Here is a 12757-nt window from a genome sequence, read left to right on the forward strand (position 1 = left end):
ACGACTATCAGTCGCGTGGCTTTTCGCGCATTTCGTAGGTCTCGATCATGTCGCCTTGAGCAATATCTTTGTAGCCGAGGGTGATACCACATTCGTAACCTTCACGGACTTCAGTGACATCATCCTTTTCCCGGCGCAAGGAGACGATTTCGAGGTTTTCAGCAATCGTCTTTCCGTTGCGGATCAGTCGAGCCTTGTGGCCACGACGGATCGCGCCCGAACGAACAATCGAACCTGCGATGAGGCCGAACTTACCGGACTTGAATACCTGGCGAATCTCTGCAGTAGCAACTTGTACTTCTTCATAGATTGGCTTGAGCTTACCCTTCATAGCTGCTTCGACTTCATCGATAGCATCGTAGATGACGGAGTAGAACTTCATTTCTACGCCTTCAGCATCAGCCAATTCAGTGACTCGTTCTGCTGGACGGACGTTGAAGCCAATGATGATGGCGTTGTCCACGGTTGCTAGATCGACGTCGGACTGGGTGATCGCGCCAACACCACGGTGAATAACGTTCAGCTGAACTTCATCGCCGCCAATTTCGATATCGAGCAAAGACGATTCCAGTGCTTCGACCGAACCGGAGGAATCACCCTTGATGATGAGGTTGAGGTTTTCAATCTTGCCCTCTTCGATGGCTGCGTTGAGGTCTTCAAGCGAAACACGCTTACGGCGCTTGGCCAATGTTGCGGCGCGCTTAGCAGCTTCACGACGTTCCGCGATCTGACGTGCGGTGCGGTCGTCTTCAGCAACGATGAGCTGATCGCCAGCTCCCGGAACTGAAGTCAAACCGAGGACCTGAACTGGACGGGCTGGACCCGCTTCAGTCAACCGGTTACCGTGCTCATCAATCATTGCGCGGACACGTCCGTACGCAGTACCAACGACGATCGGGTCACCAATGCGCAAGGTTCCTTCTTGGACCAGCGCGGTAATAACCGAACCACGGCCCTGATCGAGCTTGGCTTCAATTGCTACACCGCGAGCTGGTTTGTTTGGATTTGCCGTAGGCGTTACCAAAATATCGGAGGTAGTCAGTACGGTTTCCAGCAAGGCTGGAATATTGATGCGTTGCTTTGCCGAAATATCAACGAATGCAACGTCACCACCGTATTCTTCGGCAACTAAGTTGTATTCAGTGAGCTGAGCACGAACCTTATCCGGGTTCGCTCCGTCAACATCAATTTTGTTGACTGCGACGACGATCGGCACACTTGCCGCTTGCGCATGGTTAATTGCTTCTACGGTCTGTGGCATAACGCCGTCGTTCGCAGCAACAACCAAAATAGCAACGTCAGTGATATCAGCACCACGGGCACGCATCTGGGTAAACGCTTCGTGTCCTGGGGTGTCAATGAAGGTAATGGCGCGCTCGCCGTCTTCAACTTTAACGTGGGTCTGGTAAGCACCAATAGACTGAGTAATTCCGCCAGCTTCACCTTCGACAACGTCCGCGTTGCGGATTGCGTCCAGGAGCTTGGTCTTACCGTGGTCAACGTGACCCATGACGGTAACAACTGGTGGGCGTGGGACGCGATCGTTATCAGATTCATCGGCATGTTCGGCATCGATATCGATATCGAAGGACTCGAGAATCTCACGGTCTTCGTCTTCTGGACTCATGATCTTGATGTCATAACCAAGTTCTGCGCCGAGTAGTGCGAAAGTATCTTCGTCTAGGGACTGATTAGCGGTAGCCATCTCACCCATCCGGAACAGCACTGTCACCAATGCCGCTGGATCTGCTTCGATGCGTTCTGCGAAATCAGCGAGCGACGCGCCGGCGCGGACACGAACCACAGTGGATCCATCACCACGTGGAATCTGTACGCCCTGGAGCATCGGTGATTGCTGCTCTTCCCATTCTTGACGCTTTGCGCGCTTGGACTTACGGTTGCCACGGCCACCGCCTTGACGTCCGAAAGCACCTGCGGTTGAGCCGCCACGAGCTTTACCGCCAGAACGGGTGAAACCAGGGCGACCGCCAGAATTGTTACCGCCGAAACCGCCACCGTTACCGCCACGGCCACGGCCACCACCACGGCTAGGAGCAGCTGCTGGCACTTGTTCTGGCATCATATTAGGGCTTGGCCGGTTACCGGCACCAGTGCGTGGTGGACGCGCAGTTCCCTCAGGACGTGGACCACGACCCTGACCGCCACGACCACCTTGGCCACCTTGGCTGCCTTGACCTTTACCAGCAAAAGAAGAGCCATTTGGACGAGGACCGCGACCTTGGCCGCCTTGACCGTTGCGTCCGCCCATCCCTTGTTTTGAAGAGAATGGAGAGTTTCCTGGACGCGGTGCTCCTGGACGAGGACGACCACCACTTGGACGCGGTGGTGCAGCTTCACGGGCTGCCTCTGCAGAGGCATGTGCCGACCCAGGTGTTACCCCACGAGCCACTGGACGTGGCGATGGACTTGGCTTCTTTGCCGGCTTACCCTCACTTGCTCCAGGCTTTTGAGCAGACGGCTTGTTCGTAGCAGGTTTTGCCAATCCCGGCTTTCCTGAGGCCGGCTTAGGCGCAGCTGCCTTTGAGCTAGCTGGCTTAGCAGACTTGGGTGCTGGCTTTGCAGCAGCGGTCTTTGCCGTAGCTTTCTTCACTGCAGGCTTCGGTACCGCCGGAGTAGGCGCACTAGGCTTCTTAGTGTCTGCCACTGGTGCAGACTCAGTAGTTGCTGACGTCGATTGTGCCGACGCAGACTTAGCTGCCGGTTTCTTGGCAGTCTTCTTCGGATCCACCTGATCGGGATGCGATTCAAAATATTCACGTGCTTTACGCACTACTGGTGCCTCGATTGACGAGGATGCTGATTTTACGAATTCGCCTTCAGATTTAAGCACTTCAAGCAACTTTTTGCTTGTCACACCAATCTCTTTAGCAAGTTCATGGACGCGGACCTTAGCCACATTTCTCCTTATGTCTTGGCCCGCGCAAATGTGCGTCAGGCCCCTGTTTGGCAGCTCATCGCTGGGTACTCATCGGGTGCCCATCGGCTCTCTACCCGCTTTCATTGGGTTATTCGCACTTAACTGTGCTGATCGAACAAAATCACTCACATAAGCAACTACTGCATCAGTATTAGCTATAGGACGTTTGAAAGCCCTTGCGAACTGAGACGCTTTAACTGCTTGTGCGACACATTCGGAACATAGATGAATCCATGCTCCCCGCCCCTGCATGGATGCTCGAGGATCTGGTTGAACAGATCCATCATTGCAAGCTACTACACGCAAAAGCTCGTTCCGGTATGCTTTGCCGCGGCAACCGATGCAGGTACGAACCATGATCCGGTCACGGAAACCGGTTACATTCGTATCGATCGATAGCTTTGACATAGACATACAGTATTCAGTCTACTGTATCTGTGAGTCAAAAATAAACGATAAGAGCCGTGCCTCTGCACACATTGCACAAGCACGGCTCTTAGATGTCAGATAAGCCAGTCTTATTCAGATTCCTTACGAATATCGATTGACCAGCCCGTAAGCTTAGCAGCTAGGCGTACATTTTGTGCTTCCTTACCAATAGCCAAAGACGCTTGATCATCAGGAACAACTGCACGTGCTTGGCGCATATCCGGATTGAGAATCTCTACCTCGGCCACCTTAGCAGGAGATAATGCCGCCGCAATGAACTTGGCTGGATCGTCGTCATAATCAACAACATCGATCTTTTCACCATGTAACTCTTGAGTTACTGCACGAACACGCTGACCATTGTGACCAATCAAAGCACCCTTAGCACCGACTGATTCATCATTGCTCCATACCGCAATCTTGGTGCGATGGCCTGCTTCACGAGCAAGCGCAACAATCTCAACCGTACCATCAGCGATTTCTGGGACTTCGCTCTCGAATAGCTGACGCACGAAATCAGGGTGCGAGCGAGATAACCGAATGGATGCTCCATGATTACCGACTGAAATATCCAGTACCAAGGCACGAATAAGATCGCCGTGCTTGAAGTGTTCCGAAGCTACTTGTTCGTCTGCGCGCAATAAACCGCGATTCTCACCTAGCTCCACAAAAATATCGCGCGATAACGACGACGCACCGGCAGAACCTTCAACTACACCAGAAACGAGCTGTCCCTTTTTCCCCTGAAACGAACCAAGGACGCGCTCCGTTTCAGCGTCACGCAAACGCTGTGCAATGATCGACCGTGCCGTTGACGTGGCGATTCGTCCAAAATCATTCGGAGTATCGTCAAACTCGCCAATAACTTCGTCATTCTCATCGACTTCAGGTGCCCATACAGTCACTTTTCCGGTAGTGCGATCTAACTCTACGCGAGCACCACGAACCGCTCCAGGAACACGATTGTAGGCATGAACCAAAGCTTCCTCAATAGCGTTGAGGAGAACATTCAGATCGATACCGAGTTCGGATTCTACAATCCGAAGTTCATTCATTGACAGTTCCATCAGTTCTCTCCCTTGGCCTTGTTAAGCTCGATAACAACGTGAGCACGTGCTACGTCTGCAACCGCAATTGTACCTGCATCGTGCTCCAGCGTGATAACGCCGTCGGCAACATCTGAAATACGTTCCGTTAGCTTCGTCCCATCGGACATTTTGAAAGCAACTTTACGACCAATGGCACGTGAAAAATGACGCTCTTCGGAAAGCTCCCGGGTAGCACCTGGCGTAGATACTTCGAGGGTATAGGCACCACGGATCGGATCGTGCTCATCTAGCACTTCGGACACGGCCCGCGAAACGTCCGTTAGCTGTGTGGAATCAACCCCACCCGGCCCGGACGGCAGATCTACTGTAACCCGGACAACCGTGTGTTTACCTGCCCCTACAACGCGAACTGTTTCCAGCCATAAGCCTGCATCGCGAATGACCGGATCAAGAAGTTGCGCAATCTGCGCCGAAACATTGTCTACCATAGGTACAACATTACCGGCTCGTGCCTAGTGATGTCATAAGAGTGAAGAAAAATCACGTTATCCTATGTAGCGCTGGGACACTTTTCCATGCCAGCACATGATATGGCAAAGTAGTGCTATGACCAATTCACGTTCCCATACTAAATCTGTCCTGGCATCATGGCTATCCTTTGTTGGGCTATCCCTGATTGCGATTGCCATTTTTGCATTGGTTCTTGTTGTTATGGGGACTCGCTGGGAACATATGTCACTTGATCCTGCAAAACCAACCCCAACTGAACAAGCCCGGCAAAATGCGGCAGTTACTATTGCGCGAACGCATACACTGGCGCAGGAGCTTCAAAACGATGCACTGGAACCCGCGATAGCTGCAATCATCGGTGACGTAGCAACCGCAAGTGATCAATGGTTGACTTCTCTTGGAGATGTTTGGGTACCTTGGCCGGACGGCGCTCCTGAAGGCTATAGCAACCCCGAACTAGATCTCACACCAAAAGAAGTGTCAGTAGATGCGCTTCGCAACGAACTTATTCAGTTATCTTCAACGCTGCCTGCCGATACTGATTTAGACGGTCGTATTGCTACGTCAATATCTGTTAAAGCACGAACTTTAGCCGCGCAGCTCTCCCCTGATGAGGAACGAGAATCGAGCTGTCGTACCCCAGATCTATCTCGGCTTGGTTCGCATATCACTGGCGAACAAACACTTCTGCGACTGGAATCTGCTCGGCAATGGCTCGAGCATGATGCTGCGATTACTGATCCGGCACAGCGCCAACGCCCCGAAGAACAAATCGCGCTTTTGACTGCGCTCACCGAAAATATGATCGACGCCGGTACGCCTGATTCACGCCCTGCCTTAGTTCCGCCTGCCTCGAGCGAGGATATAACTGCGGCTCTGGCAGTCACCAATGCTGAACTTATTAGCCAAGCAACTCAAGCAACACCTGAGGAACGAGAAGCAACAGTCTCATTCCTCTGTCTACTGTCAGCTGGTGAACAGCTTTCTGCGTTACCTGGTTTGTAACAGAGATAAAAAGGAGTTATGTATATTGCAATATCCGCACATATTTAGCCGGTACACCGATATGTGATAGATCCACATTCTCTCCCGTTAAGAGGTCTTTAGCATACGATTGCCCCAAGGCAATATGTCTCAGACTTTCTGAACGATTAGCTACAATTAGAATCTTCTCGTCGGGGTGCGAACGTAACTGAGCAATAATGTCATTGGAAGAGTATATTGTGTGCTCTTCTCCGCGGCGTAAGGCGATATGGTTCTTGCGTACCTGAATCAATTCTTTGATCCAGCGGTGGAGATCCGAAACTGGAGATTCTGCTCCCAGCCCAGCAGGCCTTTCTTCGTTCCAAGGCATGCACGCTCGGCAACCAGGATCATTAAATCCAGGAATACCAATTTCATCTCCATAGTAAATCATCGGTATTCCTTCAGCTGTCATTAGGAGGCCGAAACAAAGCTTAGCCACATCATAATCACCCCCGACATGCGTGATAAGTCGTTCTGTGTCGTGCGATCCAAGTAAATTGAGCATAAAAGCTTTGTTTTCGACCCCAATTTCTTCCTCAATCTTTTTCAATCGGAGTGCATAATCTTTCCCCGTAACTCGCCAATCCGTAACCCATTCCAAAGTCGCATCTCGCCAACGGTAATTCATCGCACCATCGGATTTGCCCTTGCCTGCCCAATCTCTTGCTTCTTCCCAGACTTCTGCAACGATGTAAGCATCCGAATTCATGCCCTTAATTTTTTCACGGAATATTTCCCAGAATGAATCGTTTTCGACAAGATAAGGAACGTCTAAACGCCATCCATCAATCCCCTGCTGTATCCAGTACTGTCCAACTTTACACAGATAATCACGTACCTCAGGGTTATAGCTATTTAACTTTGGTAAGTTAGCTACGCCTTCAAATGTAAGATAATTAGGCTCTGGCGTACTTACCACTGGAAAGTCATTAACATAAAACCAATTAACAAACGGAGAACTTCCTTGATGTTCGACTACATCTTGAAATTGGTAGCTTTCATTACTACAGTGGTTGAAAACTGCATCCAGAATAATATGCTTTCCGCACTTGTGTAACGACTGTACTAACGAATCAAAAGAATGTTTATCTCCTAGTCTTGAATCTATAGAAAAATAGTCAACGGTATCATAACGGTGATTTGTAGTGGCAGTAAAAATTGGTGTCAAATACAAAGACGTGATTCCGAGATCGTCGAGGTAATCCAAATGCTGTTCAATTCCAGTAAGATCCCCGCCAAAAAATCCTTCCACACTCGGAGCTCTTCCCCATGCCATTAGATCAGTATTACCGTCTTCCCTATCAGATCTCGCAAATCGATCTGGGAAAATTTGATAGAAAACTTCATCCAGAACCCATTCAGGTCCGCTACTAGTATGAGACATATTTTTGCCTTTATTTCTTCTGGTTATTTGGAGGAGCCGTTGTACCGCGAACAATCAAAGTAGTCTGCAACTTCTTGTGCTCAACAAGGCTAGGAACAGTTGATTTTATTCTCTCAACTAACATCTCTGCTGCTATACGTCCTTTAGCTACTATTGGTTGTCTAATCGTCGTGAGCCCAGGGTTAACTAATTCTGTTCCTGGTAAATCGTCGTAGCCTGTGACCGAAAGATCTGTTGGTATATTAACCTTGGCATTGCGAGCCGCGTGCATAATACCAAGAGCAATGACATCACTGAATGCGACAATCGCAGTTGGTCGTCGTTCGGATCCCCAGAGAATTCTAAAAGCCTCTTCGCCTCCTCTATAGGTACTGGGCACCTCACATAAAATAATATTCGGAGACTCAATTGATAAACCATGCTTCGCTAGAGCCCTCATTGCTCCTTCGACTCTTCTGCGCATTGTGCCTTTCCAACCGGTAACTCTCTCACTGGTATCAGTGTAAATAGCAGCAAACGCAATACGCTCATGCCCAAGAGCAAGAAGGTGCATAACTAAGTCATAAAAATCTTCAGAATCATCGATGCCAACGGTTGAAATATCATGTCTCTCAGAGGGATCTATAACAATTGCCGGCAAATGATCCCCTAGAATATCTAGCACCTCAGAGCGATTATCTTCTAGCCCGCTGATCAAAAAGCCATCGACGGCGGCGGTAGGAATCGCATGTAACATTGAGCCCCTGAGTGGCGGAACTAAAAGTAAATTGTACCCTTCTCTCAAGCAGACCTGTCCTATCCCTTCAATAAGACGGGGATAATAAGGATTTTGGATGGTCTCCTCGATCGTTTGGGGAATCAATAGACCGATAGCAGAAGTTGTTCGGGTCCTCATTGTTCTAGCAACGGGATCAACTACGTATCCCAATTCACTTGCAGCCTGGAAGATTCTATCTACTGTCTCCGATGCCAGTTTCCCCGGATTGTTAAATGCGACTGAAACTGAAGCTCGAGATACGCCAGCTTTGCTAGCAACGTCTTTCATTGTCACTTTACGCTTCTGCATGTTATTTCTCTATGCTCTCACCAGCGATGATCAAAACAGATTTTCCGTCTAACCTATATTCGGTTCCGAGGATACTTGGCACCCCATATAGCGCTTTGATGTTTTTTAAAGGAAGAAACTTCTTGTCAAGCCATGTTCCGTTTCCTCGATGCACGATGGCAGCGTTTCGCTCTTTCTTCCTATCTCTAAAAATAATAATAGTATCCGAATCGACAGCTTCGATATACTGGCTTCCGCATTGCAGAGTCTGTGAAACCGAACGCATACGACAAAGCTCTTGAATAGCTTTTAGAGTCTGGTTTTGCTGGTTTTCCAAATCAAATAGCATAGCACCACGGCATTCTGGGTCATTGCCACCTTTCATCCCAACTTCATCTCCATAGTAAATCATCGGAGCACCAAGACAAGAAAACATTGTTGCCATTGTGAGAATGAATTTCTTTGGATCACCACACCTGGACATCAGTCTTTCAGTATCATGGCTTCCTAGAAGATTCAGCATCGAAGACCGATATTCTGTGGGGATATCCTCATAAAATGCATTCATCTCTTTGGCAAATGTATACCCATCGATACTTCCGTCAGCTATGAAAGCCAAAACCATATCGCGCATTGAATAATTCATGGTTCCGTGCATAAGATCAGGAGACAACCATTCTTCAGGAGAGCGCCACTCTTCAGCAACAAGATATTTTTCTTTACCGAAGCTACGAACTAATGCACTAAACTCTCGCCAAAAATTCTTGTTAATGAAATAGGGAACGTCTAACCGCCAACCATCTACTCCCTGTTCTAGCCAATATTGAGCAACACTAAGATGATGCTCTCTGACCAGCGGATTATATATATTCCATTTTGGCAAGTACCAGCAACCAGAGCACGTCAAGTAGTTTGGATATGGGTCAGTTTCTACTGGAATTCGTTCTACTGAAAACCAGTTGATGTACTCGGAGTCGGCTCCATTTTTTATAACATCTTGAAAATATGGGTGGCCAAATCCGCAATGATTAAATACTCCGTCTAAAATTACCCTAATGTTCTTATCGTGAGCCTTAGCGATAAGCTCTCGAAAATCTTCTATAGTTCCTAACCTAGGATCAACCTTGAAATAATCAGTTGCATCGTACCGATGGTTTGTATCCGCTTGAAATATAGGGGTTAAATAAATTGCGTTTATACCTAGTTTTTCCAGATATGGCAACTTTCGGATAATCCCCCGTAGAGTCCCACCATAAAAATTATCCCTATTCGGGACGAACGAATGCGCTAGAGCAGAGTTCTCCAGATCCAGCGCAAATCTATCTGGAAAAATCTGATAGAAAATCGCATCGTCTAGCCAATGTGGTGCAGTCATCCTTAATCCTTTAATCCGGTCGTTGCTATGCCTTTTTCGAGTGCCCGCTGGAAAAGCATAAAGAAAAGAATACTGGGCACAGTTGCGGTAAGTGTCCCCGCCATTAGATAATTCCATGAAGTACCGTAGCGCCCAACGAATCCGGACAAACCTATCTGGACTGTCCTCATTTCCTCTGAATTCGTGACAAGTAGCGGCCATAGGAAATCGTTCCACGCAAACAAGAAACTAAAAATAACTAAGGTCGCAAGTGCAGGGCGTGCCAACGGCAAAATTATCTGCCAATAAATTCTAATAGTTGAGCAGCCGTCTATTCGCGCAGCTTCGTCCAATTCACGCGGTATCGTTTCAAAGAACTGACGCAACAATATGATTCCGAATACATCTGCTAGTCGCGGAATAATTAACGCTGCAAAAGTGTCGACCCAGTGCAGATGTGCAATGATTGCATAAGCAGGGATTATCGTAACAAAAGTTGGAACCATTAGGGTTGCAAGTAAAACGATAAAGATAACTTTCTTGCCGGGGAATTCTATACGTGCAAAAGCAAAGGCCGCCAAAGAATCGAAGAAAACATGACCCAAAACAATTCCTACAGACATTAAGGCACTGTTAAGATAATAGTCAGCAAAAGGAGCCCCTGACCAAGCTTGAATATAGTTTTCCCAATGCCAGGAGGTTGGAAAAATGCCTTGGCTTGTATAGGTTTCAGCTTTGGTTTGCAAAGATGTTGTAAACATCCATAAAAACGGTATAACTATGGATATCGCACCGATTCCCAAAATAATATGATGCCCTAAATAAGTAAATCTATTTCGCATCTTCTTGCCCTTCGATCTGCACTTTCCACTGAATCATTGTCACGCCCAGAATCAGGAATAAGGAAACAAGCGCAATAGAAGTCCCATAACCAAAATCACCTAAACGGAATGCATGACGATACATAAACATACCGAGAACCTCTGTTCCACCTCTTGGCCCTCCCCCAGTAAGCACGTAGACCAAATCAAATGCTTGGAAACTATTAATTAAAGCTTGAACTACAACAAAAAATGTCATTGGACGCAACAGAGGAACAGTGATATTTCGTAATTGTTGCCACGAAGAAGCCCCGTCGAGCAAAGAAGCTTCATACACTGACGACGGTAGAGCTTGCAACGCTGTCAAATAAAGTACAATATTAAAGCCAACGTTTTTCCATACTGTTAGAAAAACTAACGCAGCAAGAGCAGACCATCGATTTTGCAACCAGTCATACCCCTGGATACCTAAGATTTCCAAAAACGAATTGATAAGACCACGCGAATCTAACAAATATTTCCACACTATCGCAGCTGCAACTGAAGAAGTCACAACAGGTAAGAAATAAATGGTTCTGTAGAAACTTCTGCCACGGATAGGGCAGTTAAGTAACAAAGCAAATAAGAGACCCGAAAAGACCGACAGCACAGCAACGCCAAAAGCGTAAACGACAGTAACAAGGAGACTATTCCAGAATTCAGAATCGTAAGCAAGGCGTATATAGTTATCTATTCCGATAAAATCTTTTGCAGAAGAGAATCCATCCCAAGAAGTTAAACTTGTATAGATACCGGAAAATATAGGGTATATAACGAATATACCTATGATAACTAAAGCTGGAAGTAGCACTAGATATGCAGTAACAGCTTGCTCCCGTTTGTAATAATTTTGGTGTTTCATACTGTCGGTCTTTCCAGCCTACTTCACTTCGCTTGGGCAATTATTTCATTGACCGCTTTTTCAGCTTTTTCTAGTGCATCTTCCGCATCCACTTCACCCGCAAAAGCTTTTTCTAATTCTTTAGCAAATGCGAATGAAATCTTCGGATAGAGTGGCGTATTTGGACGGGTATGGGCGAACTCCATCTGTTCAACATAAGGAAGTAGCCTCGGCTCAGCCACTTGCACCCAATCAATATACTCTTGATCGGAAATAGCCGATTTTGTAACTGGGATAAATCCTGTCTTCTTATTCCACTCAATTACATTTTTCTTCTGCAAGAACCAGTTTAGAAATTCTCCAGATGCTTTCACTTTCTTTTCATCATTCGCAAATACGACGGCCTGTTCCCCACCTAAATTTGTTGCTTGCTTCCCCGGCAACATCGTGGGAAGTTGCGCTACACCAAAATCAAATGGTGGATCTTGCGACCAGATTCCAACCATCCATGATCCCTCTTGTGCAGAGCCACCTTGACCTTTTTCAAATTCACCCCACTTGGCGTAAGGACTAGCATCTGTTTTGATAAGTTTAAGCCAGTAATCAAGAGCTTTCTTTCCCTCTGGCGTATTAAAGGCTGCAGCGCTATTATCTTTTGTAAGAAATTCCCCTCCTGCTTGCCACAAGCTAACCTGAAAGTTCCACGTAAGACCTTCACCGTTGTCACCGGCTTCAGTGAAAAGATCATATCCAGGCTTGCCTGTTTTATCATGAATCAACTGCGCATCAGCTTCTAATTCTTCCCAAGTTTCTGGTGGATTATCGGGGTCCAACCCAGCCTCTACAAACAAATCCTTGTTATACATATAGGCAAGATTGTTTGCCGAAACAGGGATTGATGTATGCACTCCGCCTGTCTTACCAAAACTCTCAAGTGCCGGATTAAGATCATTAAAAATCTGTCTATCGATGATGCTATCTAGATCGGCGCTTTTCCCCATTTTCACAATTTGGGGTGCCCATACTAGATCACCAATAGCAATATCAGGAAGAGTGTCGGAAGTTGCAGAGGCTCGAACTTTTGTCAAGAAATCAGAATTCGGCACGACGACTGTTTCCACTCTGACATCTTTATGCGATGCGTTGAACTCGTCTACAAATGAATCGAATACATCTGCGTTAGTACCATCCCAATAATGCCACACTTGAATTTCAACTGGACTATCAGCAGAAAGTGAAGAATCATGGGGACCACCACACCCAGACAGCATGAGTGGAGCTACACACAATAATGACATTAGTTTTCTCATTTTTCCCTCAC

General features: G+C 47.2%; 11 protein-coding genes. 1 reads left to right on the forward strand and 10 read right to left on the reverse strand.

What is annotated here, in order from left to right; all coding sequences use genetic code 11:
* Positions 1–7 precede the first annotated feature (7 nt).
* The 4 genes from infB to rimP form a co-directional block, all read right to left on the reverse strand.
* A complete protein-coding gene (infB, locus tag KSO86_RS03580) occupies positions 8–2917 on the reverse strand; it encodes a translation initiation factor IF-2 (protein ID WP_216378905.1) in 2910 nt (969 codons plus the stop codon).
* 69 nt (positions 2918–2986) lie between these two features.
* Positions 2987–3346: a YlxR family protein gene (locus tag KSO86_RS03585; protein WP_216378904.1), complete on the reverse strand. Its 360-nt coding sequence runs from the start codon at positions 3344–3346 to the stop codon at positions 2987–2989.
* A 110-nt stretch (positions 3347–3456) separates the two neighbouring features.
* Positions 3457–4434, reverse strand: coding sequence for a transcription termination factor NusA (gene nusA / locus KSO86_RS03590; protein ID WP_216378903.1), 978 nt, complete (start codon positions 4432–4434; stop codon positions 3457–3459).
* Positions 4434–4904 (reverse strand): ribosome maturation factor RimP, encoded by a 471-nt coding sequence (gene rimP, locus KSO86_RS03595; RefSeq protein ID WP_216378902.1) that lies wholly within the window; start codon positions 4902–4904, stop codon positions 4434–4436. The genes nusA and rimP overlap by 1 nt, the downstream gene beginning before the upstream one ends.
* A 118-nt stretch (positions 4905–5022) precedes the next feature.
* Between rimP and KSO86_RS03600 the strand changes: the two genes are divergently transcribed.
* A complete protein-coding gene (locus tag KSO86_RS03600) occupies positions 5023–5931 on the forward strand; it encodes a hypothetical protein (protein ID WP_216378901.1) in 909 nt (302 codons plus the stop codon).
* Between the two features lie 16 nt (positions 5932–5947).
* Here KSO86_RS03600 and KSO86_RS03605 read toward each other — a convergent pair whose 3' ends face one another.
* Genes KSO86_RS03605 through KSO86_RS03630 form a run of 6 tightly spaced genes read right to left on the reverse strand, consistent with a single transcriptional unit; the run spans position 5948 to position 12746 of the window.
* Entirely contained in the window at positions 5948–7336 is a 1389-nt protein-coding gene (locus tag KSO86_RS03605) for a glycoside hydrolase family 13 protein (RefSeq protein WP_216378900.1), read from the reverse strand.
* A 10-nt stretch (positions 7337–7346) separates the two neighbouring features.
* Positions 7347–8402, reverse strand: coding sequence for a LacI family DNA-binding transcriptional regulator (locus KSO86_RS03610; protein WP_216378899.1), 1056 nt, complete (start codon positions 8400–8402; stop codon positions 7347–7349).
* Between the two features lies 1 nt (position 8403).
* On the reverse strand, positions 8404–9756 hold the full coding sequence (locus KSO86_RS03615; RefSeq protein WP_216378898.1) for a glycoside hydrolase family 13 protein: 1353 nt from the start codon (positions 9754–9756) through the stop codon (positions 8404–8406).
* A 2-nt stretch (positions 9757–9758) separates the two neighbouring features.
* Positions 9759–10577, reverse strand: a complete 819-nt coding sequence (locus KSO86_RS03620) for a carbohydrate ABC transporter permease (protein ID WP_216378897.1) — start codon at positions 10575–10577, stop codon at positions 9759–9761.
* Complete coding sequence (locus tag KSO86_RS03625; protein ID WP_216378896.1) at positions 10567–11457, reverse strand: carbohydrate ABC transporter permease; 891 nt, start codon at positions 11455–11457, stop codon at positions 10567–10569. The genes KSO86_RS03620 and KSO86_RS03625 overlap by 11 nt, the downstream gene beginning before the upstream one ends.
* A gap of 23 nt (positions 11458–11480) precedes the next feature.
* Positions 11481–12746, reverse strand: coding sequence for an extracellular solute-binding protein (locus KSO86_RS03630; protein WP_216378895.1), 1266 nt, complete (start codon positions 12744–12746; stop codon positions 11481–11483).
* Between the last annotated feature and the right edge of the window lie 11 nt (positions 12747–12757).

It is taken from the genome of Arcanobacterium phocae (assembly GCF_018913465.1).
Taxonomy (GTDB): Bacteria; Actinomycetota; Actinomycetes; order Actinomycetales; family Actinomycetaceae; genus Arcanobacterium; species Arcanobacterium phocae_A.

What these genes read in the sequence shown, in the direction of transcription:
- KSO86_RS03625 (WP_216378896.1), bottom strand. Translation starts at nt 11,457, where the DNA reads ATGAAACACCAAAATTATTACAAACGGGAGCAAGCTGTTACTGCATAT.
- KSO86_RS03615 (WP_216378898.1), bottom strand. Translation starts at nt 9,756, where the DNA reads ATGACTGCACCACATTGGCTAGACGATGCGATTTTCTATCAGATTTTT.
- nusA (WP_216378903.1), bottom strand. Translation starts at nt 4,434, where the DNA reads ATGGAACTGTCAATGAATGAACTTCGGATTGTAGAATCCGAACTCGGT.
- KSO86_RS03610 (WP_216378899.1), bottom strand. Translation starts at nt 8,402, where the DNA reads ATGCAGAAGCGTAAAGTGACAATGAAAGACGTTGCTAGCAAAGCTGGC.
- KSO86_RS03585 (WP_216378904.1), bottom strand. Translation starts at nt 3,346, where the DNA reads ATGTCAAAGCTATCGATCGATACGAATGTAACCGGTTTCCGTGACCGG.
- KSO86_RS03600 (WP_216378901.1), top strand. Translation starts at nt 5,023, where the DNA reads ATGACCAATTCACGTTCCCATACTAAATCTGTCCTGGCATCATGGCTA.
- KSO86_RS03630 (WP_216378895.1), bottom strand. Translation starts at nt 12,746, where the DNA reads ATGAGAAAACTAATGTCATTATTGTGTGTAGCTCCACTCATGCTGTCT.
- KSO86_RS03620 (WP_216378897.1), bottom strand. Translation starts at nt 10,577, where the DNA reads ATGCGAAATAGATTTACTTATTTAGGGCATCATATTATTTTGGGAATC.
- rimP (WP_216378902.1), bottom strand. Translation starts at nt 4,904, where the DNA reads ATGGTAGACAATGTTTCGGCGCAGATTGCGCAACTTCTTGATCCGGTC.
- KSO86_RS03605 (WP_216378900.1), bottom strand. Translation starts at nt 7,336, where the DNA reads ATGTCTCATACTAGTAGCGGACCTGAATGGGTTCTGGATGAAGTTTTC.